General features: G+C 69.3%; 24 protein-coding genes. 14 read left to right on the forward strand and 10 right to left on the reverse strand.

All coding sequences use genetic code 11. The features are described 5' to 3' along the window. The first annotated feature begins 63 nt into the window (after positions 1–63). Complete coding sequence (locus A6I89_RS07335) at positions 64–861, forward strand: SDR family NAD(P)-dependent oxidoreductase (RefSeq protein WP_084967839.1); 798 nt, start codon at positions 64–66, stop codon at positions 859–861. A gap of 52 nt (positions 862–913) precedes the next feature. Here A6I89_RS07335 and A6I89_RS07340 read toward each other — a convergent pair whose 3' ends face one another. Genes A6I89_RS07340 through A6I89_RS07355 form a run of 4 tightly spaced genes read right to left on the reverse strand, consistent with a single transcriptional unit; the run spans position 914 to position 4273 of the window. Then, positions 914–1837 carry an SDR family NAD(P)-dependent oxidoreductase gene (locus A6I89_RS07340; RefSeq protein WP_022594410.1) on the reverse strand — a complete coding sequence of 308 codons (924 nt, stop codon included), beginning with the start codon at positions 1835–1837 and terminating at the stop codon, positions 914–916. Next, complete coding sequence (locus A6I89_RS07345; RefSeq protein WP_022594408.1) at positions 1834–2646, reverse strand: enoyl-CoA hydratase/isomerase family protein; 813 nt, start codon at positions 2644–2646, stop codon at positions 1834–1836. The genes A6I89_RS07340 and A6I89_RS07345 overlap by 4 nt, the downstream gene beginning before the upstream one ends. Next, positions 2643–3662, reverse strand: coding sequence for a TIGR03617 family F420-dependent LLM class oxidoreductase (locus A6I89_RS07350; protein ID WP_022594407.1), 1020 nt, complete (start codon positions 3660–3662; stop codon positions 2643–2645). The genes A6I89_RS07345 and A6I89_RS07350 overlap by 4 nt, the downstream gene beginning before the upstream one ends. Then, positions 3659–4273, reverse strand: coding sequence for a TetR/AcrR family transcriptional regulator (locus A6I89_RS07355; protein WP_022594406.1), 615 nt, complete (start codon positions 4271–4273; stop codon positions 3659–3661). The genes A6I89_RS07350 and A6I89_RS07355 overlap by 4 nt, the downstream gene beginning before the upstream one ends. 115 nt (positions 4274–4388) lie before the next feature. Between A6I89_RS07355 and A6I89_RS07360 the strand changes: the two genes are divergently transcribed. Continuing rightward, entirely contained in the window at positions 4389–6026 is a 1638-nt protein-coding gene (locus tag A6I89_RS07360; protein WP_022594405.1) for an ABC-F family ATP-binding cassette domain-containing protein, read from the forward strand. Positions 6027–6094: 68 nt separating this feature from the next. On the opposite strand, the gene A6I89_RS07365 is transcribed toward A6I89_RS07360, so the two are convergent. From A6I89_RS07365 to A6I89_RS07375, 3 genes are all read right to left on the reverse strand, one after another. Next, positions 6095–7288, reverse strand: coding sequence for a Dyp-type peroxidase (locus A6I89_RS07365; RefSeq protein ID WP_005515029.1), 1194 nt, complete (start codon positions 7286–7288; stop codon positions 6095–6097). Then, a complete protein-coding gene (locus A6I89_RS07370) occupies positions 7281–7859 on the reverse strand; it encodes a copper chaperone PCu(A)C (protein ID WP_022594404.1) in 579 nt (192 codons plus the stop codon). The genes A6I89_RS07365 and A6I89_RS07370 overlap by 8 nt, the downstream gene beginning before the upstream one ends. 117 nt (positions 7860–7976) lie before the next feature. Beyond that, a complete protein-coding gene (locus tag A6I89_RS07375; protein ID WP_005515032.1) occupies positions 7977–8519 on the reverse strand; it encodes a hypothetical protein in 543 nt (180 codons plus the stop codon). A 101-nt stretch (positions 8520–8620) separates the two neighbouring features. On the opposite strand from A6I89_RS07375, the gene A6I89_RS07380 reads away from it, so the two are divergent. The 5 genes from A6I89_RS07380 to A6I89_RS07400 all read left to right on the forward strand — a co-directional run bounded on the left by A6I89_RS07380 (position 8621) and on the right by A6I89_RS07400 (position 13131). Continuing rightward, positions 8621–8911, forward strand: a complete 291-nt coding sequence (locus A6I89_RS07380; protein ID WP_005515034.1) for a helix-turn-helix transcriptional regulator — start codon at positions 8621–8623, stop codon at positions 8909–8911. Then, complete coding sequence (locus A6I89_RS07385) at positions 8904–9455, forward strand: hypothetical protein (RefSeq protein ID WP_022594403.1); 552 nt, start codon at positions 8904–8906, stop codon at positions 9453–9455. Before A6I89_RS07380 ends, A6I89_RS07385 begins: the two co-directional genes overlap by 8 nt. Further along, a complete protein-coding gene (locus A6I89_RS07390; protein WP_022594402.1) occupies positions 9452–10351 on the forward strand; it encodes an ABC transporter ATP-binding protein in 900 nt (299 codons plus the stop codon). Before A6I89_RS07385 ends, A6I89_RS07390 begins: the two co-directional genes overlap by 4 nt. After that, entirely contained in the window at positions 10348–11550 is a 1203-nt protein-coding gene (locus tag A6I89_RS07395) for an ABC transporter permease (RefSeq protein ID WP_022594401.1), read from the forward strand. The genes A6I89_RS07390 and A6I89_RS07395 overlap by 4 nt, the downstream gene beginning before the upstream one ends. Positions 11551–11625: 75 nt before the next feature. After that, positions 11626–13131, forward strand: coding sequence for a carboxyl transferase domain-containing protein (locus A6I89_RS07400; protein ID WP_022594399.1), 1506 nt, complete (start codon positions 11626–11628; stop codon positions 13129–13131). 30 nt (positions 13132–13161) lie between these two features. On the opposite strand, the gene A6I89_RS07405 is transcribed toward A6I89_RS07400, so the two are convergent. Continuing rightward, positions 13162–13773 (reverse strand): TetR/AcrR family transcriptional regulator, encoded by a 612-nt coding sequence (locus A6I89_RS07405; protein WP_022594397.1) that lies wholly within the window; start codon positions 13771–13773, stop codon positions 13162–13164. Positions 13774–13851: 78 nt separating this feature from the next. Here A6I89_RS07405 and A6I89_RS07410 point away from each other — a divergent pair, with 78 nt between their 5' ends. Together A6I89_RS07410 and A6I89_RS07415 are read left to right on the forward strand one after the other, a co-directional pair. Continuing rightward, a complete protein-coding gene (locus A6I89_RS07410) occupies positions 13852–14238 on the forward strand; it encodes a DUF1304 domain-containing protein (RefSeq protein WP_022594395.1) in 387 nt (128 codons plus the stop codon). A gap of 28 nt (positions 14239–14266) precedes the next feature. Then, positions 14267–15271, forward strand: coding sequence for an NADP-dependent oxidoreductase (locus tag A6I89_RS07415; protein ID WP_022594393.1), 1005 nt, complete (start codon positions 14267–14269; stop codon positions 15269–15271). A gap of 71 nt (positions 15272–15342) precedes the next feature. Here the strand turns inward: A6I89_RS07415 and A6I89_RS07420 are convergent, their stop codons facing one another. Both A6I89_RS07420 and A6I89_RS07425 read right to left on the reverse strand, forming a co-directional pair. Then, positions 15343–16023, reverse strand: coding sequence for a GOLPH3/VPS74 family protein (locus A6I89_RS07420; RefSeq protein ID WP_005515042.1), 681 nt, complete (start codon positions 16021–16023; stop codon positions 15343–15345). Between the two features lie 24 nt (positions 16024–16047). Beyond that, positions 16048–16407, reverse strand: coding sequence for a hypothetical protein (locus tag A6I89_RS07425; protein ID WP_005515043.1), 360 nt, complete (start codon positions 16405–16407; stop codon positions 16048–16050). 338 nt (positions 16408–16745) lie between these two features. On the opposite strand from A6I89_RS07425, the gene A6I89_RS07430 reads away from it, so the two are divergent. The 5 genes from A6I89_RS07430 (at position 16746) to A6I89_RS07450 (ending at position 22129) form a co-directional block, all read left to right on the forward strand. Continuing rightward, on the forward strand, positions 16746–17306 hold the full coding sequence (locus A6I89_RS07430) for an RNA polymerase sigma factor (RefSeq protein WP_013415066.1): 561 nt from the start codon (positions 16746–16748) through the stop codon (positions 17304–17306). 39 nt (positions 17307–17345) lie between these two features. Then, complete coding sequence (locus A6I89_RS07435) at positions 17346–18215, forward strand: GAF and ANTAR domain-containing protein (RefSeq protein WP_005515045.1); 870 nt, start codon at positions 17346–17348, stop codon at positions 18213–18215. Beyond that, complete coding sequence (locus tag A6I89_RS07440; RefSeq protein WP_022594391.1) at positions 18212–18973, forward strand: DNA alkylation repair protein; 762 nt, start codon at positions 18212–18214, stop codon at positions 18971–18973. Before A6I89_RS07435 ends, A6I89_RS07440 begins: the two co-directional genes overlap by 4 nt. 166 nt (positions 18974–19139) lie before the next feature. Further along, a complete protein-coding gene (locus A6I89_RS07445) occupies positions 19140–21053 on the forward strand; it encodes a propionyl-CoA synthetase (protein WP_022594389.1) in 1914 nt (637 codons plus the stop codon). A 236-nt stretch (positions 21054–21289) separates the two neighbouring features. Beyond that, positions 21290–22129: a hypothetical protein gene (locus A6I89_RS07450; RefSeq protein ID WP_022594387.1), complete on the forward strand. Its 840-nt coding sequence runs from the start codon at positions 21290–21292 to the stop codon at positions 22127–22129. The last annotated feature ends 10 nt before the right edge of the window (positions 22130–22139 follow it).

Consider the following 22139-nt stretch of genomic DNA (forward strand, 5'->3'; position numbering starts at 1 on the left):
CCGCGGCACGAGAAACACCTGCGCCTGCGCCTGCGCAGATTCGAACGACGAGGGGATCGAATCATGATCGACATTGCCAAGTACGGGCCGTGGGCCGTCATCGCCGGCGGCTCCGAGGGTATGGGCGCGGAACTCGCCGTCCAACTCGCCGAGGCGGGCCTGAATCTGGTTCTGCTGGCCCGCAAACCGGGGCCGCTCGAGGCGACGGCGGAGCGCGTCCGCGCGAACGGCGTCGAGGTGCGCACACTGTCCGTCGATCTCACCGAGGCGGACGTGCTCGACAAGATCCGCACCGTCACCGACGACCTCGAGGTGGGCCTGCTCGTCTACAACGCGGGCGCCAACACCTACGGCCACGAGTTCGTCACCGGCGACCTCGACCGCTTCCAGCAGGTGATCGACCTCAACATCACCGGTCAGCTCAAGCTGATCCAGCACTTCGGCGCACCGATGAAGGATCGTCGCCGAGGCGGCCTGCTGCTGGTCGGCTCGATGGCCGGTTTCCTCGGCGCCTCCCAGATCAGCATCTACGCGGGCGTGAAGTCGTTCTGCCGCACCTTCGCCGAGGGCCTGTGGCTCGAGATGCGCGAATACGACGTCGACGTTCTCGAAATGGTCCTCGGTGTCACCCGCACCCCGGCGATGGACCGGGCCGGGCTGAACATGGACATCGACGGCCTCCATGTCTCCGAACCGGCGGACGTGGCTGCGCAAGCGATAGCGAACATCGGGAACGGCCCGGTGTTCGTCACCAAGGGCAACGAGGAGAAGGCCGAGCGTCGCAGCGGCGGCGATCGCGTCCGGATCCTGCTCGACGCGCACGACGAGGCACTGCAGATGCTCCCGCCGGAAACTGTGTAGCCCAACCCTTCCGGGGTCGGCCGCGCACTTGCGACCGGCCCCGGATTCGCGTTCAGCGGCCGACGAGTTGCTCCGACAGTTCCCACAGCTCCTCTGCGGTCGACGGATCCACGGCATGCCGGGACGCCCTGCCGACAGCGCAGTCGGCGAGGTACGCCCCGCCCGCGGAGTCCAGTTCCGTGGCGGTCGCCGCCCACACCGATGTCGCTACCGCGGCGGGGATGGACTTGAGATTCTCCAGCAGGCCCGGCTTCCCGGCGCTCATCGCCTTCATCTCGGCGAAGTCGTCGCGGGCCATGTACCGCGACAGGCCGGTCGCGCACACGCCGGGATGCACTGCGAATGCCTGGATCCCACTGTCCGCGTACCGCTTCTGCAGCTCGATCGTCATGAGGACGTTGGCCGCCTTGGACTGCGCATACGCGACGAACTTGTCGTACTCCCGGTCCCGGAAGTTCGGATCGGCGAGATCGACGGCATGCGCGCGGTGCGCGTCCGACGACACGGTGACCACCCTGGACGGGGTCCCGGCCCGGCCTGCCGCAGCGATCAGGTTCGGCAGCAGCAGCGTGGTGAGAAGGAAATGACCCAGGTGGTTCGTGCCGAATTGCAACTCGAACCCGTCGGCGGTGCGCTCGAACGGCGTGTACATCACACCGGCGTTGTTGATCAGCAGGTCGATCGGCTGCCCGCCCAGGCTCTCGGCGGCGCCGCGAACGCTCGACAGGTCGGCCAGATCGATTGCCGTGACGAGCAGTTCGGCGCCGGGCACGGCCTCACCGATGCCGTCGGCCACGATCGCGGCGGCGTCACCATTGCGGGCCGCGAGGATCACCGTCGCACCGGCGGCAGCCAGCGCTCGCGCGGTTTCCCCGCCGAGACCGCTCGTCACTCCGGTGACCAGTGCGGTGCGGCCGGTCAGGTCGACTCCGGCGAGCACGTCATCGGTGGTGGTGTCGGGTCCGAAAACATTCACTTCCAAGGCAATTCCTTCCAATCGGCGGATACCCGCGCGGTCCAGTCGGGGTCGCGGCGGTCGAGGAAGGCGCGCACGCCCTCCGCTGCGTCCGCGGTGCCCATGACCCGGTGGTGCAGTTCGGTCTCGTATCCGGCCACCTCGCGGGGCGCGAAACCCTCTCGTGCGCTGTCCCACAGCAGTCGCTTGCTCAGCGCCGCCGACATCGGTGCGACGTTGGTCGCGATGTCCCGCGCCGTGGCGAGCGCGGCGGGCAGAACCTGGCCGGCGGGCAGCGACCGGCTCGCGAGCCCCAGCCGGACCGCCTCGGGGCCGTCGAAGGTGCGCCCGGTGAGCAGGACGTCCGCGGCCACCGCCAAGCCGGCGACGCGCGCGACCGTCCAGTGCGACATCATGTCGGGCACGACACCGCGCCGCACCTGCGGGATCGCATACTTCGCGTCGTCGGCGACGATGCGGATGTCGGCCTGCATCGCGAGAGTGAGGCCGATCCCGATCGCGTGCCCGTTGACGGCCGCGATCACCGGTTTGCGGATCTCGAACGCGGCCGGGTCCACCGGGGACGCGGAGAAGCCGCTGTCGGTCGGGGAGGCGAACGTCTCGCCCTCCGCAGTGAGATCGGCACCCGCGCAGAAAGCCGGCGGGGTGCCGGTGAGGACGACCGCGCGGACCGCATCGTCGGCGTCGAGTTCGCCGTACAGGTCACCGAGACGGCGACCCATGTCACCGGTGAACGCGTTGCGCGCCGCCGGCCGATTGAGCGTGAGAACCGCGACGCCGCCGTCGATCTCGATCAGCACGTCACTCACGGCGACGTCAGCTTTTTCACGGCCGCGACCAGATCGGTAATGTACCCGTCCCGGATCGGGTAGCCCGGGAAGTAGCAGCACACGCGGTCGCTGTAGGCACCGAACCGCTCGACGATCTCGGCGGCGCATTCCTCGGGCGTGCCGTGCACCGCGAGGGCCGTGAGCATCTTGTCGTCGATCAGCTCCGCCATCGCGGCGTACTCGCCGACCTTGGATAAAGCGTTGAGCTCGGGTTGCAGGTCCCCCCAGCCCTCGACGTCGAGGACCGGGCGGTAGGCGGGCGTGGATCCGTAGAAGGCGAGCAGGCTCCGCACGCCGCGCGACGCCGCGGCCAGCTCGTCCGGGGTGCGTCCTGTTCCCACGATCACCTGCGGGTAGATCGCGAGATCCGCGGCGTGGCGTCCGGCGCGGACGAGCCCCTCCTCGATCGCCGGCAGCGTGCGCTCGCGGTAGTGCCGAACGCTGTTGAACGGCATGACGAGCAACCCGTCTGCGACCTCGGCGGCGGTGCGCGTCATCACCGGTCCGAGCGCGCCGAGACAGATCGGGGGCGGACCGTACGGGTTGGGTCCGGGGTCGAACGTGGGCGGCATCAGCGTGTGGGTGGTGAACTCCCCCTCGAACCGCAGGCGCGAATTGCCCTCCCACGCATCGAAGATCGCCTTCACCGCGAGAACGATCTCCCGCATCCGCGCGGCCGGGCGTGACCACTCGGCGCCGTACCGCTTCTCGATGTGCGGCCGGATCTGCGAGCCCAGCCCGAGGCGGAAGCGGCCGCGGCTGAGCGTCTGCAGGTCGTAGGCGGTGTGCGCGAGGTGCATCGGGCTGCGCGGCAACGCGATCGCGACGTTGGTCATGAGGTCGGCATCGACCGCGCCCGCCGCCGCCACCAGTGGGAGGAACACGTCGTGTGGGCCCTCGAACGTGAACAGTCCGTCCACGCCGAGGTCGACGAGTTCCCGCGCGCGGGCTGCCGCCCTCTCCGGGCGTCCGTCGAGTTGGACGTCGATCTTCACGACTCGCTCTCCTTCACTTCTACAGCCAGTTCGTCACCGTGCGCGGCCAGCACGTGGAGCGCGCCGGCGAGGGCGGCCACGAACGCGTCGGCGCCGGCTCCGCCCTGAGTGAGCCCTCGAATCGACGTGGTGCCGGTGAGGATCTCGAACAAGGTGGCCGCGTCCACCGGTCCCGGAATCTCCCCTCGGTCCGCTGCGAGCTCGATTCGAGCAGTGAAGGCAGCCCGCACGGGATCCTGCAGCGAGAGCAGCCTCGCGCGATCCGCATCTGTCCGAATGTCGGCCAGCAGCCCGGGCACGCCCGCGCGGGCAGCGGGACTCGCCGACCGTGACAGGAAGACTCGCACCCATGTGGCCAGGTCCGCACGGAGATCGTGCGTGGCCTCGGGCAGCCTGTGCGCGCCGGGTCCGTGGACCGCTTCCTCGAGGAGCGCCTCCCGGGTGGGCCAGCGGCGGTAGATCGCCGGGGCGCTCACGTTGGACCGGCGTGCAATCGCCGAGATCGTGGTCTGCTGATAGCCGACCTCGCGGAGCAGTCGCCGCGCGGCGACGAGGACCGCGTGATCCTTTCCGGGGTCACGGGGTCGACCGATGCGGGGCGAAGTCTCCATTACGTTTCACGTTAATACGTTACGTTTTTCCACGGGCCCGATTCGCCATATCCCGCGAGCTCTGGCGCCCGCAACCTCATCGCACGGGCGGATGCCGACCTGGGACAATCGACCCGTGACTGCAACACTGCGTATCTCCGGCCTCTCCGCATCCCGGGGCGAGCGCACGCTATTCTCCGATCTCGACCTGACCGTCGCGCCCGGCGACGTGATCGGCCTGGTCGGCGCGAACGGCGCCGGGAAGTCGACGCTGCTCACAACGCTCGCAGGGGTCGGGAACGCGGACATCGAGGGCACCGTCACGCTCAGCCCGCCCGACGCGACCGTCGGCTACCTCGCGCAGGAACCCGACCGGATCGAGGGCGAGACGGTACTCGAGTTCCTCGGCCGACGGACCGGCGTCACCGCCGCCGAAACCGCGATGAACGCCGCGGCCGAGTCGCTCGCGGACGGCGGGGAGGACCTCTACTCCCCCGCCCTCGACAAGTGGCTCGCCCTCGGCGGCGCGGATCTCGCCGAGCGTGCCGAGAAGGTCCTCGCCGATCTGGGTCTCGACGTCACAGGCGACGCCCACATGACGGACCTCTCCGGTGGACAGGCCGCACGGGCGGGCCTGGCGTCGTTGCTGCTCTCGCGCTACGACGTCCTGCTGCTCGACGAGCCGACCAACGACCTCGATCTGCCCGGACTCGAGCAGCTCGAACAGTTCGTCGCCGAGACCCGGACGGCACTGGTGGTGGTCAGTCACGATCGGGAGTTCCTGGCGCGCACCGTTACCGGCATCGTCGAACTCGATCTCGCGCAGCAGCAGATCGCGGTGTACGACGGCGGGTACGAGTCGTACCTCGCCGAACGCGAGGTGGCCAGGCGGCACGCGCGCGAGGCCTACGACGAGTACGCAGGGAACCTGTCGGCACTCGAGGACCGCGCACAGATGCAACGTAACTGGCTCGAGCACGGCGTCCGCAACGCGCGCCGCAAGGCCAAGGGCGGCGACGCGGACAAGATGGGCCGCAAGGCACGCGCCGAGTCCACCGAGAAGCAGGCCGCGAAGGCGCGGCAGACGCAGCGCCGGATCGAGCGGCTCGAGGTGGTCGAGGAGCCCCGCAAGGAGTGGGAGTTGCGGATGGAGATCGCTGCGGCACCGCGCAGCGGCGCGGTCGTGGCCACGCTCAGCGGTGCCGTGGTCCGCCGCGACGCGTTCACGTTCGGTCCCGTCACCGCACAGATCGACTGGGGTGACCGAATTCTCGTGACCGGCCCGAACGGGTCCGGCAAGTCGACGCTGTTGAAGGTCCTGCTCGGGAAGCTGCCACCCGACGAGGGCACCGCAACCCTCGGCTCGGGTGTCGCGGTGGGCGAGATCGACCAGGCGCGCGGACTTTTCGAAGGCGACGAGCCGCTGGCCGACGCATTCGGCGCACAGGTCCCCGACTGGCCCGAGGCGGACGTCCGCACGCTGTTGGCGAAGTTCGGACTCAAGGGTCACCACGTGCTGCGGTCCGCGGCGTCGCTGTCGCCGGGCGAACGCACCCGCGCGGCGCTGGCGCTGCTGCAGGCCCGTGGGGTCAATCTGCTGGTCCTCGACGAGCCCACCAACCACCTCGACCTGCCCGCGATCGAGCAGCTCGAGCAGGCGATGGAATCGTTCACCGGCACGCTGCTGCTGGTCACCCACGACCGTCGGATGCTGGGCACCATGCGGCACACCCGGCGCTGGCACATGGACGGTGGCGGGCTGACGGAGGAGTAGGCGCTTCGCGCCCGTGCGCCTTTTCGGTAGCTGGAACCACCAAAAAGGCGCACGGGCGACGAAGTCGCCTAGGCGAGCAGACCCTGCCCCAGGTACTCGCCCTTCCGGCACCCCGGGAGGATCGCGAACACCGCCGAGCCGATCGGCGTCGACCACTGGTTGAACATGTCGGCCTCCGCCAGCCGCTGCTGGACCGGCAGGTACTGGGCGTCGACGTCGGCCTGGTAGGCGACGAAGATCAGCCCCGAGTCGGACACTCCGATGCCGTCTGGGGCCTCGTCGTAGTTGTACGCCCGACGGTGGAAACGCTCCCGCGGCGCCATCGGGCGGGCTCGCGCGATGTGCGAGAACTCGGGGATGATCTTCAAACCGCCGCGGCCGGTGGCGTCGAAATCCGGTGCGTCGTGCTCGGATTCACCGGTCAACGGCGCGCCGTCGGACATCCGCCGGCCCATCACCTCGTCCCGTCCGGGCCGGTCGAGTTCGTCCCACCCGTCCAGGTCGAGGTGGATCCGCCGGATCACCACCGACGTCCCACCCGCGAACCACGGCTGCTCGGCGCCGTCGTTCCACACCACTTGCGCGAAGTCGTCGCTGCCGGACGCCGGGTTGACGGTGCCGTCGACCTGCCCCATGAGGTTCCGCATCGTGGTGCCCTCGGGTTCGCTGCCCCGGGCCCGACGGAAACCGCGCTGGACCCAGCGCACCGTCGCGGTGCCCCGCGCGGCCTTGAGCAGCACCCGCAATGCGTGCGCCACGGTGACAGGGTCGTCCGAGCCGACGTGCAACAGGAGGTCACCGCCGTTCCAGCGGTCCTCGAGCTTGTCGATCTCGAACGGTGGCAACGGCTTGCACCAGGACGGCCGCTTGTCCTCGACCGCCGCGGCACGGAACGCGCCCGGTCCGAAACCGACCGTGACGGTGAGCCGCGCCGGTGCTGTCGCGAGGTCCGGTTCGGTGTCGGCGAGGGCGCCGCGCCCCTCGGTGAGGCGCGCGGCGTCGTCGGTCCACACCCGCATCAGCCGCACGAGCGCGGCCCGGTCGGTGCCGGGACGCAGGTCAAGGCCCACGAACGTGGCATGAGCCTGTGGCGTGGTCTCGATCCCGGCCTGGTGTTCCCCGTGGAACGGGACGGTCTCCGCGACGACGTCGGCCTTCGCGGGACGCGCGGCGACGGTGCCGGCGCCCAGACCGAGGCCGACGCCGCCGACGGCAGCGGCGGCACCGACCCCGAACAGTTGACGACGGCTGAGGTCAGCCACCGTGCGCCTCGCCCTGGCCGTGGTCCTGCATCGCGCCGTCCATCCCGCCCGACGTCTCGCCGTGCGATGCACCGTCGCCGTAGTCCTCTCGGGCGCCGGTGAAGTCGCGGACCTGCGCGGTGAACTGTGCCGTCGCGCCGTCGGCGAACGTAAACGTGAACGGGACGTCGCTGCCGGCCCGGACCGGCGCGGGCAGATCGAACAGCATGATGTGGTCACCGCCCGGCGCCAACTCGTACGAGCTGTTCGCCTGGACAACCACCCCGCCGTCCTTCTCGCGCATCTTCATCGCACCGGTGCCGTCGGGAGCCATCTCGTGCAGTTCGACCCGGGGCGAGACGCCGGTGGTGACGGACGTCAGGGTGACGTCGGAATCCGAGTCGTTGACGATCGTTCCGAACATCGCAGTCATGCCGGAGTCGGCCGCCTTGACCCAGGAATCCTCGAACGAGATCGCCGAGGTGTCGGTCGTCGAACCGGATTCCTCGGAGTTGCTGCAGCCGGTGAGGACGAGTGCCGTTGCCGCGGTCACGCCGATCGCAAGGGTGCGGGCGCGGGTGAATGCCTTCATGTACGTGTGCCTTTCGAATGCGGGCGCGCAGCAACCAATGACGGGCGCGCAACCCGCAGGGTGTGAGGGGACGCGCGTCGCCGGAGAGAAGGCCGGGGACGCGGTGAGTGAGAGAGGTCAGGCCCGGACGGGTGGGCCGCGGCGCGCGATGGGCCCTACCGCCACGAGCGAGCGCGCTGGGCGGATGTCGTCGACGACGTGCGGCAACGCCGGTTCCAGACGGACCGGGAGGACCGCGACGATGCTGGGCAGGATCCGGCGCAGCGCGGCGGCGGCGCGGGGACCGACGAGTTCGGCGCCCGCGATGAGTACGGCGCACGCGACGACTGCGACCGAGTGGGCGAGCAGCATCGGCGTCGTCGAATGCGAACCCGAGTGCATCGCGCCGTGCGCATCACCGAGGGAGAGCGCGGAGTGCGAGAGCACCTGGCCGGTCGCGAGGACGGGAACGAGCCACCGACGTCGGGTGGCGAGCGCGGGAACCGCGATCACCGCGGCAGCCAGGACCGCGGCGACACCGCCGAGCAGAAGGAACGTCGACCCCTGCGGTGCGCCGCCTCCGGCCAGTCCGTGCGCGCCGATCGCGAGCGTGACGACGGATGCAGCGACAGCGAGGCCACGCACCTGGCGTGCGAGCTCCTCACCTGGGCCGATCCGCATGCCCAGAGGTTACTACAGGCAGTCGTACCCACCGGAGATCGGAGCCTGCGGACCGTTGTCTCGATTTGACACATCGTTAGGTTTTCCCAACGATGTGTTGCATGAGTCCGGTGCGACGTGGGGCGAGTCTCCCCATCTTCAATCGCATCGCCGTGCTGCGCGCCGAACGCAAGATGACCCGCGCGCAGCTCGCCGAGCTGATCGAGGTCAACCCGCAGACGGTCGGCGCACTCGAGCGGGGTGACCACTACCCCAGCCTCGATCTCGCGCTGCGGATCTGCACGGTCTTCGATCTCCCCGTGGAGGCGGTCTTCTCCCGAACCGAGTTCGGGCCGATCAGCGCCGAGTTGTACCGAGCCGACCGATCACGAGGAGGCGACGACCATGGCTGACCCCGGCTTGCTCGAGCGGTACCAGGATTTCCGCACCCGGCGGTTCCTGAAGAACGAGGACCAGTTCAAGCACTGGCTACCGGGTTGGCGAACCCGGGCGAGACGGCGCATCCTCGTCGTCACCCTGGCGGTGATTCTGGGATGCATGCTCGCCGTCGGCGCGGTCTGCCTGACGAACATGCGCGTCGGCCCGCTGTTGTGGCTGCCCGCCTGCCTCGCCTTCATGGCGGTCTGGACGACGCTGCAGATCGTCTCGGGACGCCAGGGCGATGCGCCTCGCCATGCGCTCGACGAATGGGAGGTCCAGCAGCGCGACAGCGCCCGCTCGATCGGCCTCACGGTCACCCAGGTCCTGACCTTCGTCCCGGCGATGTTCCTGATCGTCGCCGGCTCACTGGACCTCGACATCGACCGATCCAATCTCACCTACTCCGCCGGACTCTTCGTCCTCACCACGCTGATAGCCGGCGCGTGTTCGCCGGCGATGATCCTGGCGTGGACGCGCCCCGACCCCGAACCCGACGACCACGAGGAGACCACATGACCGGCCAGACCCTCACCTTCGACGGAATAGCCAAACGCTACGGCGACGTCGTCGCGCTCGAGAGCCTGAGTTTCGACGTCCGTCCCGGCGAAATCTTCGGCTTCGTCGGCAGCAACGGGGCCGGCAAGACCACCGCGATGCGGATCGCTCTCGGTGTGCTCGCCGCCGACCGCGGCGAGGTGCGTCTCGGTGGCAAGCCCGTGGACCTCGAGGTCCGCCGCTCGATCGGCTACATGCCCGAGGAGCGCGGCCTCTATCCGAAGATGAAGGTGGGTCGTCAGCTCACGTACCTGGCCGAGCTGCATGGTCTTTCGCGGGCCGAGGCGGCCGACGCCGCGAGCCGGTGGACCGAGCGTCTCGGCATCGCCGCGCGCGTGAACGACGCCGTCGATGCGCTCAGTCTGGGTAACCAGCAGCGCGTGCAGCTCGCCGCCGCGCTGGTCCACGACCCTGCCGTCCTGATCCTCGACGAGCCGTTCTCGGGCCTGGATCCGGTGGCCGTCGACGTCATGAGCGACGTTCTGGTGGAGAAGGCGAACTCGGGTGTGCCCGTGATCTTCTCGAGCCATCAGCTCGACCTGGTGCAGCGGCTGTGCGACCGGGTCGGGATCATCGCGAAGGGGCGGATGAACTCGATCGGCACCGTCGACGAACTCCGTGGCAGCGGCGACGTGCTCCTCGACGTCCACGCACCCGCCGCACCGTCCGGGTGGGCCGACCACCTGTTCGGGGTGACGATCGTCAGCCACGCCGACGGCCGCACGGTGTTGGCACTCGGTGCGGGGGCCGACGACCAGGCCGTCCTGCATGCCGCTCTGAAGACCGGACCCGTCCACGAGTTCGCGGTCCGCAAGCCGTCCCTGACCGAACTGTTCCGAGAGGTGGTGTCCGCGTGAGCGAACGCAGCGGACTGAACCCGAGCCGCGCCATCGCACTGGTGGCCCGGCGCGAATTCCTGACCCAGGTGCAAAAGAAGAGCTTCCTGGTCAGCAACGTGATCGTCCTGATCGCGATCATCGGCGGCATCGTCGCCGCATCGATCTTCTCCGGCAAGGACGACGAGTCCCGCTCGAAGGTGGGGCTCGTCGGCGACCAGTCGCTCAGTGCGGCACTGGTCGCGACCGGCGACGCGGCCGGCAACCCCGTCGAGGTGACCGAGATCGGCGACGAGCAGACCGCCCGCACGCAGGTCGAGGACGGTGACCTCGACGTCGCCGTCGTGCCGGGCAGCGGGGGCGCGGTCACCGCGATCACGAAGTCCGAGATCGACTCCTCGCTGCGCGTCGTGCTCGACGGTGCGGTGGCCGCCCAGGCCCAGAGCGCCGCGCTGGCCGCCCAGGGCGTCGACGCCGCGCAACTGGCCGAGAACACCGCGTCGGCAGTCGTCACCGTCGACGCCATCGATCCTCCGGATCCCGAACGTGGACAGCGCATCGCGCTGTCCACGGCGGTGGTGGTCCTGTTGTACATGCAGATCCTCGCGTTCGGCATGTACGTCGCGATGGGCGTGGTCGAGGAGAAGTCGTCCCGCGTCGTCGAACTGCTGCTGTCGACCCTGCGTCCGCTGCAGTTGCTGTGGGGCAAGGTGATCGGCATCGGCGCTGTCGGTCTCGCACAGTTGACGGTGTACGGCGTCGTGGGTGTCGGCGCGGGCGTCGCGACCGGGGTCCTCACCCTCGGCGGCACCGCCTGGGGCACCCTGCTCGGCACGCTGGGCTGGTTCGTTCTCGGCTTCGCGTTCTTCGCGGTGCTCTATGCCGCAACAGGTTCGATGGTCTCGCGCCAGGAGGACGTCAATTCCACCGCGATGCCGTTGACCATCCTGATCATGGCGATGTTCTTCGCCGCGTTCAGCGCCGTGCAGAACCCGGAAGGCACACTGTCCAACGTGCTCAGTTGGATTCCGCCGTTCTCGGCGATCCTCATGCCGCTGCGCATCGCGGCCGGTGTCGCGAGCGCCACCCAGATCGCCGCCACGGTCGTGCTCATGCTGATCGTCACCGTCGCGATGTCCGCGATCGCCGCCCGCATCTACCAGCGCTCGATCCTGCGGATGGGCAAGACGGTCTCGTGGCGCGAGGCACTCGCGCGGTAACTAGGCTGGAGCTGTGCCGGCCGCCGTCGTCTCCGGACGACGGCGGCCGTTCCGTAGAGAAGTGGAGGAAGGCCCGTGCCCGCGAACAAGGTTTCGGCTCGCGAACTGATCGGCCAGGTATTCGACGCCGACAGCTTCGAATCGTGGGACACCGCACCGCTCGAGATCGATCCCGACCCGAAGTACCGGGCCGAACTCGATGCGGCAGCCGAGAAGTCGGGCGCCGACGAGTCCGTGCTCACCGGGACCGCACTGCTCGGCGGGCGCCGCGTGGCCGTGATCGCGTGCGAGTTCTCGTTCCTCGCCGGCTCCATCGGCGTGGCCGCAGCGGAACGGATCGTCACCGCGATCGAGCGCGCCACCACCGAGGGTCTCCCGCTGCTCGCGTCGCCCACCTCCGGCGGCACCCGCATGCAGGAGGGCACGGTCGCCTTCGTGCAGATGGTGAAGATCGCGGCCGCGATCGCCGCCCACAAGTCCGCTCACCTGCCGTACCTGGTGTACCTGCGCAATCCCACCACCGGTGGGGTGTTCGCATCGTGGGGGTCGCTCGGTCACGTCACCATCGCCGAACCCGGCGCGCTCGTCGGCTTCCTCGGCCCGCGCGTGTACGAGGCCCTCTACGGCGAGAAGTTCCCGGAGGGCGTGCAGACGTCGGAGAACCTGTACCGCAACGGTGTGATCGACGGAGTGGCGTCGACGACCCAACTGCGTGACCTCGTCGACCGCGCCCTGCACGTGCTCGTCGACTCGCCGGGTGACGACCACACGATTCCCGAACCGGCTGACTCCCAGGACATCCCGGACGTCCCGGCGTGGCAGTCGGTCATCACGTCGCGGCGCGACGACCGTCCGGGTGTGCGCGAGCTCGTCCGGCACGCGTCGTCCACCCGGGTGCCCCTCAGCGGCACCGGCCAGGGCGAGGTGGACTCGACCGTGCTGCTGTCGCTGGCCCGGTTCCACGGTCAGCCGTGCGTGCTGTTCGGTCAGGATCGCGCGGGCCAGTCGGCGCTCAACACGATGGGGCCGGCAGCGCTGCGGGAGGCCCGCCGCGGTATGCGGATGGCGGCCGAACTGCGGCTACCGCTGGTGCTCGTGATCGACACCCTCGGCGCGGCTCTGTCCAAGGAGGCCGAGGAGCGGGGCCTGGCCCCCGAGATCGCGCGCTGCATCTCCGATCTCGTCACCCTGCGCACGCCCACCGTGTCGGTGCTGCTCGGTCAGGGCACCGGCGGCGGCGCTCTCGCGCTACTGCCCGCCGACCGCGTCCTCGCCGCGCAGAACGGCTGGCTCGCACCGCTTCCACCGGAGGGGGCGAGTGCCATCGTGCACCGCGACGTCACCCACGCACCCGCAATGGCGGCGGCGCAGGGCATCCGGTCGCTCGACCTGCTACGCGACGGTGTCGTCGACGCAGTCATTCCCGAAAGGCCCGACGCGGCGATCGAGCCGGTCGAGTTCTCCCGGCGCGTCGGCGCCGCGATCGCCCGCGAACTCGTCTCCCTGCGCGGGGTCCCCGGCGACGATCGGATGTCCGCTCGACTCGGGCGCTTCCGCACGCTGGGACTGCCCGCGGACTGAACGACGGGTCCCCCCGTTACCGGGGCGTGACTACGCGGTGGTTCGCTGATTCCGGGCGGCGGACCACTCCGCCAACTGCTCCAGCGCGGTTCGCGCGAGCGCCGCGGCCTCGTCCCGATTGACCCGGGACAGCAGCAGCGCACTGATCGACAGCGACGTCAGGAGACGGGTGCGATGGACGATCCGGTCGGCGGAGGCCTCGGGGTCGAGGGCGCGCAGCGCGTGCGCCAGCGCCGCCGCCAGCTCCGATCGGTAGGCGTCGACCACCGCCCGCTGGGCGTCGTCGTGCGCAGCGAATCCGGCGGCGCTGTTGAGAAGCAGGCACCCGCGCCCGGGGTAGTCGTCCGGCAGGGACTCGATGGCCTCCACGACACCGCGGTAGTACCGGGAGGCCGCGTCGGGCACGGTGGGCTCGTGGGTCAGGATCCGCAGTCGCGGGCGGACCACGCGGTCCAGGTAGTCCTGCACGGCGGCATCGAAGAGACCCCGTTTGCTACCGAACGCGTTGTACAGGCTCGACCGGTTCAACCCTGTCACGCGTTCGAGGTCCGGTACCGAGGTGGCCTCGAACCCCTTGTCCCAGAAGAGGTCCCGCGCCCGAGCGACGACGGTGTCGGTGTCGAACTCCTGCACCCGCGGCATGACGACCCTCACTTCCCGTTGTGGAACGACCATTGCAGTATATATTGAAACGATCAGTTCAAAATAAGGAGAGTGACCATGGTCGTCGCGGGTCTGATCGTCGCCGCACTCGCCGGCGCGCTGCATGTCTACATCTTCTTCCTCGAGTCGCTGCGCTGGACCGCCCCGCGCACCCGCGCGACGTTCGGCACCACCGCCGAGGAGGCCGCCGCAACCCGGGAACTCGCGTTCAACCAGGGCTTCTACAACCTTTTCCTGGCGATCGTCACGGCCGCCGGCATCGTCGCAGTCCTGATCGGCGCGACCGCAGTGGGTTCGGCGCTCGTGTTCGCCGGCACCGGATCGATGCTGCTCGCAGCACTGGTCCTGCTGCTCTCGTCGCCGGACAAGGCCCGTGCCGCGATCACTCAGGGGACGCTCCCCCTCGTCGCCGTCGTCCTCCTCGCACTCGGACTGATTCTCTGACCCCGCACACCCACGAAGGGACCGATCCATGTCGACCAGCACGCAGATCCAGCTCATCGCCCGCCCGGTCGGGTGGCCCACGCTCGACAACTTCCGGACTACCACCGTGGAGCTGCCGGACCTCGCACCCAACCAGGTGCGGGTGGCCAACGAGTTCCTCTCCGTCGACCCGTACATGCGCGGCCGGATGAACGACGTGAAGTCCTACGTGCCTCCGTTCGCGCTGAACGAGACCATGACCGGCGGCGCGGTGGGCCGAATCGTCGAGTCCACCTCCCCCTCCCACCCCGCCGGTGCCGTCGTCGTGCACGATCTCGGCTGGCGCGACGTGGCACAGGGTGACGCCTCGGGCTTCCGTGTGGTGGAGGAGATTCCGGGCGTACCGGTGTCCGCGTACCTCGGCATCCTCGGCCTCACGGGGCTCACCGCCTACGTCGGGCTGATGCACATCGCGCACCTGAAGCCGGGCGAGTCCGTGTTCATCTCCGGTGCCGCGGGCGCCGTCGGCACCGCCGCCGGACAGATCGCCCGGTTGGAGGGGGCCGCCCGGATCATCGGCTCGGCGGGGTCGGCCGAGAAGGTGGAGCTGCTCACCGAGCGCTACGGCTACAGCGTGGCGTTCGACTACAAGCGGGAACCGGTGCGGAAGCAGTTGCGGGAGATCGCCGGAGACGGCATCGACGTCTACTTCGACAACGTCGGCGGAGACCATCTCGAGGCCGCGCTGGACGTGATGAGGGACGGTGGCCGGGCAGCGTTGTGCGGCGCCATCGCCGACTACAACGCGACCGAGCGCACGCCGGGTCCCGACAACATGGCGAACATCATCACCCGCGGGCTGACGCTGCAGGGATTCACACTCGGCAACTACACCCACTTCTTCCCCGAGTTCGCCGCCAAGATGGGGCCCTGGTTGGCGTCGGGCGACGTCGTGTTCGACGAGACGATCGTCGACGGCATCGACAACGCGGTCGACGCCTTCCTCCAGCTGATGCGCGGCGGCAACATCGGGAAGATGCTGGTGCGGATCTGAACTCCCCCCTTCGACCGACTGTCACATGCGTTCGGTTCGAGTGAATGCATGTGACAGTCGGCCGGGGACCCTCAGGACGATCCGGCAGCGATCGCCGGCACCATGACCGCCACGAAGACGGCGCTGTTGATCGCGTCGACGGCCTTGCGGACCGCCGCGCCCGCCCATTCGCCGTCGGCGATCTCCTTGGCGCGCTTGCGGATCATCTTGCGGTCGGTGTCGGGAAACACCTTCGCCGCAGCGTCCACCGCGGACAGCAGGGAGATCAGTGCCGCGGCACGGGGCGTCGGATCGAGGCCCTCGACCAGCACCCCGGACAGTTCGTGACGCACCCCTCGCTCGTGGCTCTCGTCGACGGGCGGCCAGACCTTGGACGGGAAGATCCCGAGCACCTTGCGTCGGCTCTCGCGAACCCACCCGCGGTCGATCACCCGCTCGAACACCGCGGCCCGAACCTCGGAGTCGAGCTTCTCGATCGCCGCTTCCGGTTTCATCGGACGCCGGGCGTCCGCGACTACGCCGAGAGCGCGCCCGAGGATCGGGTCGGCAGGCGCCTCCACCCGCCGCACCGCGAGCCGGCCTCGCTTGACGTCCTCACCCTGGTCCGCGGGCGTCACGTACCCGTCGAGCGCCAGCTCGAGCAGCACCGCACCGGCCAGCACCCGAGGCAGCCGGGTGCCGTCGACGAGCGGGTCGCCCGACTCGTCGTCGAGTAGGAGCAGCAGCAGATCCTCGGCGATGAGCGACGTCATGGCCTTCACCGTACGGAACGGACGTCAACAGGTCGACGGCGCGAACTCGCCGTAGGTGGTGCCGTCCTCTCGCCACCACTTCGACGCCCGGAGTTCGCCGACCACGGCGTCGAACGCGTCGACGAGCCACTCCCGGTCCGCGGAGGCGAGCAGCACGTCGGCGCTGCCGAAGAACTTCACCGTCCACGTGCCGGGACCGCCGTCGGCCGTCGTGGCGAGATCCCCGCCGGCGTTGGTGGCGAGCAGGTACCGGCCCAGCTCGAACTCGACGCGGATGGCGTACGTGCCGCCCAGGTTGACGATGTTGGCAGGACGCTGCGTCGCCGTGGCCATCGCCACGAGGGCATCCGCGTACCGTTCGGTGTGCTCACGAGTCAGCGGCATGGCGGGACCGCCCGTCGCCGCCTCGGCAGAGCGAAGCCCAGGTCATCCGCACGCGCGACACCGACCCCTCGAACGATGCTGCGCAACTGATCGATTCGCGCGCTTATCGGACTTTTCCCAACGCTCTCACCTTCTCACGGACAACCTACGCGGTGCACCTGCTCTCCCACTCCGTTAGACGTTCCGAAGCGACCGAACCGAACACCGGCCGACTGTGATCTGTCGCACATTTCCGGCGGCGGGTGGCGCTGCCTGCGGTTTGACGGTCGGTGCGTCCGATCGGGGTAAAGTCGGCGTGCCTCACTCCCGCGACGGCTTCGACGGGAGGAGTGTATTCAGTGACCGAACAGGCCATGGACGGGCCGACGGCGCCCGACCATGTCTTGGGCCAGGACGGCCACCCCGACGGAACCTTCGCCGGATTCGTCGAGCGCTACGGCCTCGAGCTGCGCAGATACTGCCGGCCGCTCGCGCCGGACGACGACGCCGCCGAGGACATCGTCCAGGAGACCTTCATCGCCGCCTGGAATCAGCTGTCCTCGTTCCGCGGCGACGCGTCGATCCGGACCTGGCTGTTCGCGATCTGCACCCGCAAGGTCCTCGACCTGCACCGCCGGCGTCGACCCCACGTCGTCGACGACGAAATCCTCCACACGATCCCCGATCAGCGCAGGCACGAACCGGCGACGGTGGTGTCGAGCAACGCGTTCCTCAACGCCCTCGACGGCGCATTGCGGCAACTCCCGCTGCGACAGCGAGCATCATGGGTGATGAGAGAAGTGGAATCGATGACGTTTCCTGAGATCGGCAAGGTGCTGGGCTTGAGCCCGGACGCGGCCCGCGGTCAACATCGGCGCGCGGCGGCGACGCTGGCCGTTCTGCTGGAGGAGTGGCGATGATTCCGTGGCACGGGCGGCGCACAGAAGGAGGCCTACACCATGGTGCACATTGACCCACTGACGGACGGGCGAACACCGGACGACACGAGGAACAGAACGAACAGCACGAAGACGGACGGAACGAAGGCGGGCACGCGGCCGAGTGCCGCCGACGTCGTCGCTGTCGCGGAACAGTCCGACCTGTCCCCCACCGCACTCGCATCCCTGCTCGTGTCGCTCGGCGAGAGCATCACCGACGAGGACGATCTGGCGAACGTCCTGCAGCGGGTGACGGAGGTGGCGCACCAGGTGATCGACAACGCCGATTGCACCGGTGTGACGGTCGACTTCGGTGGACGCACCTACACCGCCGCCTACACCGACGGGCGCACCCTGCGGGTGGATCACGAGCAGTACGCCGCCGGCGAAGGGCCGTGCCTGCAGGCGTCGCGGACCCGAGAGACGGTCCTGGTGGACCTCGACGAGGCGACCGATCGTTGGCCGGCGTTCACGGAATCAGCTCGGGCGGAGGGGATTCGCAGCTTCCTCGCCGCTCCCCTGTTCGTCGACGACCACACCCTGGGCGCGCTCAACCTCTACGGCCGTGGACCGTCGGCCTTCGACGAGGTGGACGCCGACGTCCTCGAACTGCTCACCGGCACCGTGTCCCGGGCGATCGGCGAGTTCGCGCGCTTCAAGTCCGCGCGCGACGCCGCGGACGCGCTGCAACGCGCGCTGGAGACCCGGGCACCGATCGAGCAGGCGAAGGGCATGCTGATGGCCCTCCACCGGATCGACGCGCACCAGGCCTTCCAATTGCTGCGCAAGCAGTCGCAGACGACCAACACACGCTTGCGCGACGTCGCCCTGAATCTCGTCGAACAACTCAGCGCGCCAGAGGACTTCGCCGTCGACGAGACCGCCTCGTGACGCGGACAGGCGCCGCGGACGCGGTGATCGCCGCGCTGGCGGAAGTCGCCGACCCCGACGACGCCCGACAGCTCGCCCGGTTCTTCAAGACGGGTCCGGGCGAGTACGGCGAGGGCGACGTCTTCATCGGTGTCCGGGTGCCCGCGACCCGTGCCGTGGCCAAGCGGTTCACGTCGTTGTCGGCCGACGGTGTCGACGCGCTGCTCGACAGCCCCGTCCACGAACACCGGCTCGCCGGCTTGCTGATCCTCGTCGAACAGTTCGCCGCGGTCAGCCGGCCACGGGGTCGCGACGACGGCGCCCGTGAGCGCATCGCCGACCACTACCTCGCGACCGTCCTGCGGGGGCGGGTGAACAACTGGGACCTGGTGGACCAGTCGGCCCACCCCATCCTCGGCGACTGGCTGTACGACCGGCCCCGGGACGTCGTGTTCGAGCTCGGCGCCGACGACGACCTGTGGCGGCGCCGGGTCGCGCTGGTCACGACGTTCGGCTTCATCCGGCGCGGCGACGCGTCCACGACGCTCGATCTGGCGGCGCAGGTCCTGAGCGACCGGCGCGACCTCACGCAGAAGGCGACCGGTTGGATGCTGCGCGAGGTCGGCAAACGGGTGGACCGGGCGCTGCTGCTCGGTTTCCTCGACCGGCACGCCCCGCAGATGGGCGCCACCGCGCTCGGTTACGCCACCGAACACCTCGACCCGGACACCCGCGCGCATTACCGGCTACTCCGCGGTAACCACGCCCGGAGCAGATAGCCGCCGTTCATCGACCGTCGGGCACCATCCACCGCACGGACGCGCGGCGGACGGTCCGCTGCGCGGGCGATCTCCCGGCCGTCCAATAGGGTGTTGTGTGCATCACAGCTGCACACTCACGCGTGCGTCCCCGACGCAGTGTCAGGACCCGAGAGGACACGAATCGATGAGCACCGCCGAGCACGCATCCGGCGCCTACGCCGAGGCCTTCCGTCGGAGCGTGGAGGACCCCGACGGCTACTGGCTCGCGGCCGCCGAGGCCGTCGAGTGGGACACGGCGCCGACACGCGCCCTGGACGACTCGAACGCCCCGATGTACCGCTGGTTCCCGGACGCCACGCTCAACACGTGCTTCAACGCGCTCGACCGGCACGTGCGCGACGGCCGCGGTGATCAGGCGGCACTGATCTGGGACTCGGCAATGGTCCCGGCGCAGCGGACGTACACGTACGCCGAGCTGCTCGCGGAGGTGGCCCGATTCGCGGGCGTGCTGTCCGAGCAGGGCGTCGTGGCCGGCGACCGCGTCGTGATCTACATGCCGATGATCCCCGAGGCCGCGATCGCGATGCTCGCGTGCGCCCGGATCGGTGCCGTGCACTCGGTGGTGTTCGGCGGCTTCGCCGCCAAGGAGCTCGCGACCCGCATCGACGACGCACAGCCCGTCGTCCTGGTCACCGCGTCCGGGGGCCTCGAGCCGGGCCGCACCATCGAGTACCTGCCGATGGTCGACCAGGCGCTGGACATGTCGGCGCACCCGCCGCACACCGTGATCGTGAAGAACCGCGAGGCCGTGCCCGGGTCCGCAGGCGACTTCCGCGACCGGGGCGCCGCGTGGTTCGACTGGGACGAGCTGGCCGCCGACGCGAAGGACGCCGCCCCCGTCTCGGTGGCCGCGACCGACCCCCTGTACATCCTCTACACGTCGGGCACCACCGGGAAGCCGAAGGGTGTGGTCCGCGACAACGGTGGCCACGCTGTGGCGTTGACCTGGTCGATGCGCAACATCTACGACCTCGGCCCCGGCCAGGTCATGTGGACCGCGTCGGACGTCGGCTGGGTCGTCGGCCACTCCTACATCGTGTACGCGCCGTTGCTGGCGGGCGCGACCACCGTGATGTACGAGGGCAAGCCGGTGGGCACCCCCGACGCCGGTGCGTTCTGGCGAGTGATCCAGGAGCACAACGTCTCCGCGTTGTTCACCGCACCCACCGCGATCCGCGCGATCCGCAAGGCGGACCCGGAGGCCGCCGAACTCGCCAAGTACGACATCTCGTCGATGACGACGCTGTTCGCCGCCGGCGAGCGCCTCGATCCCGACACCTACGTGTGGGCCACCGAGAAGCTCGGCGTCCCGGTGATCGACCACTGGTGGCAGACCGAGACGGGCTGGGCCATCTGTGCGAATCTGCGTGGGCTGGAACCGATGCCGATCAAGGCCGGCTCCCCCACCGTCCCCGTGCCCGGTTACCGCGTCGGCATCGTCGACGGCGAGGGTTCTCCGGTCGGGGCGGGCACGGAGGGCAACATCGTGATCGCGCTGCCGCTGCCGCCCGGCACCCTGGCGGGGCTGTGGCGCGACGAGGATCGCTACACGAAGTCGTACCTGTCGACGTTCGACGGCTACTACCTCACCGGCGACTCCGGCTACATCGACGAGGACGGCTACGTGTTCGTACTCGGACGCAGCGACGACGTCATCAACGTTGCCGGACACCGCCTTTCGACCGGCAGCATGGAGGCGGTCGTCGCGTCGCATCCCGCGGTCGCCGAGTGCGCGGTGATCGGCATCCACGACGAACTCAAGGGCCAGCGTCCGAGCGGCTACGTGGTCCTCAAGGCCGGCGTGGAGATCGAGGACGACGTTCTGCGCAAGGAACTGATCGCGATGGTCCGGGAACAGATCGGCGCGGTCGCCACATTCCGCGACGTCACCGTCGTGCAGGCCCTTCCGAAGACGCGATCGGGCAAGATCCTGCGCAAGACGATGCGGCAGATCGCGGACAACGACGAGTACACCGTGCCGTCGACCATCGAGGACCCGTCCGTCATCGACGCACTCGAGAAACTGCTGCGCGGATAGCGTGGCGCCCTACCGAAAGGCCCCTCCCCACTGCGGGGCGGGGCCTTTCTTTTCGGATAAATCGGATATTCAGCACCAATTAGTACCAAACGACATTTTGGCCTAAATATCCAAAAGGGCAGGTCAGGGCCACATAGAGGTTGACCATCACGGTTCGATCACGGTATGTTTACGAACAGGATCCAAGCGATCATCGGATTCGACACCATCAATTCGCACTCGCCCGAGGGGGAGAATTGTCCGTAGTCGCCACGCCATCCGTCCACGCCCTTCTGCGCGATCTCGTCGCGAACTGCACGCGCAGCCATTTCCTGGACGATCCGGAGGGACTCGAACTCTCGAACCAGGCCGCCCTCATGCGTGAGGTCGTCGTCACCGTGCAGGCCTGTCTGGCCCCCGACCTGGACGCCACCCGAGCGGCCGAGCGCCGGGACGCGGCGAGCGACCCTCACTGGTCCGACAGCCCCGGCCTGCGCCTGATCGCCGCCATCGCGCAGTACGAGGAGATTCTGTCCACCCTGCTGGACGCAGCCACCCTCGTCGAATCGGGGCGCATGAGCACCGCCTGGACGCTCCTCGGATCGACGGCGGACCGCCTCCGGGTCCTCGCAGCCCTCGCATCGGCCGCCGGCGACGACGTCGCCCGGCAGCTGGCCGCCACGTCGGCACACGCCCGCGCGCGATTCACCGCTGCGGCCGCAACCGACGGCGTCGACCTCGGCCTGCCCGCGCCGTTCGAATCGGCGACGAACGTGGTGACCGCGCCCGCCCCCCTCGCACCGGGAGAGCCGCCGCGGGCGATCGCCCGGGTGATCGAACTCGCCACGCTGGGCGCCGCGACCAGCCGGGACGGCGGACCGCTCGACACGACTTCGCTGCACGGTTCGCCGCACCACACCGACTACGCACATCTCGCAACCGTCGGCGGCTACCAATTCCACCTCGTACTCGACATCGTCCGCGCCGCAACCGATTCCCTCTGCAGCGTCGCCGGCGCCCTCACCGCCGAGCAGGTCTGGGCGGACTGGGCCGACGACGTCCGCGAGGCGATCGAATTCGCGTGGGACTGCATCTAGGACGCGTCCG

The sequence above is a fragment of the Prescottella equi genome (assembly GCF_002094305.1).
Taxonomy (GTDB): domain Bacteria; phylum Actinomycetota; class Actinomycetes; order Mycobacteriales; family Mycobacteriaceae; genus Prescottella; species Prescottella equi.

Bases quoted from the DNA above. Each gene is read 5' to 3' on its own strand.
- A6I89_RS07410 (WP_022594395.1), top strand. From the start codon at position 13,852: ATGGTCGTCGCGGGTCTGATCGTCGCCGCACTCGCCGGCGCGCTGCAT.
- A6I89_RS07355 (WP_022594406.1), bottom strand. From the start codon at position 4,273: ATGGAGACTTCGCCCCGCATCGGTCGACCCCGTGACCCCGGAAAGGAT.
- A6I89_RS07375 (WP_005515032.1), bottom strand. From the start codon at position 8,519: ATGCGGATCGGCCCAGGTGAGGAGCTCGCACGCCAGGTGCGTGGCCTC.
- A6I89_RS07335 (WP_084967839.1), top strand. From the start codon at position 64: ATGATCGACATTGCCAAGTACGGGCCGTGGGCCGTCATCGCCGGCGGC.
- A6I89_RS07405 (WP_022594397.1), bottom strand. From the start codon at position 13,773: ATGCCGCGGGTGCAGGAGTTCGACACCGACACCGTCGTCGCTCGGGCG.
- A6I89_RS07445 (WP_022594389.1), top strand. From the start codon at position 19,140: ATGAGCACCGCCGAGCACGCATCCGGCGCCTACGCCGAGGCCTTCCGT.
- A6I89_RS07390 (WP_022594402.1), top strand. From the start codon at position 9,452: ATGACCGGCCAGACCCTCACCTTCGACGGAATAGCCAAACGCTACGGC.
- A6I89_RS07380 (WP_005515034.1), top strand. From the start codon at position 8,621: ATGAGTCCGGTGCGACGTGGGGCGAGTCTCCCCATCTTCAATCGCATC.
- A6I89_RS07415 (WP_022594393.1), top strand. From the start codon at position 14,267: ATGTCGACCAGCACGCAGATCCAGCTCATCGCCCGCCCGGTCGGGTGG.
- A6I89_RS07420 (WP_005515042.1), bottom strand. From the start codon at position 16,023: ATGACGTCGCTCATCGCCGAGGATCTGCTGCTGCTCCTACTCGACGAC.
- A6I89_RS07370 (WP_022594404.1), bottom strand. From the start codon at position 7,859: ATGAAGGCATTCACCCGCGCCCGCACCCTTGCGATCGGCGTGACCGCG.
- A6I89_RS07435 (WP_005515045.1), top strand. From the start codon at position 17,346: ATGGTGCACATTGACCCACTGACGGACGGGCGAACACCGGACGACACG.
- A6I89_RS07425 (WP_005515043.1), bottom strand. From the start codon at position 16,407: ATGCCGCTGACTCGTGAGCACACCGAACGGTACGCGGATGCCCTCGTG.
- A6I89_RS07385 (WP_022594403.1), top strand. From the start codon at position 8,904: ATGGCTGACCCCGGCTTGCTCGAGCGGTACCAGGATTTCCGCACCCGG.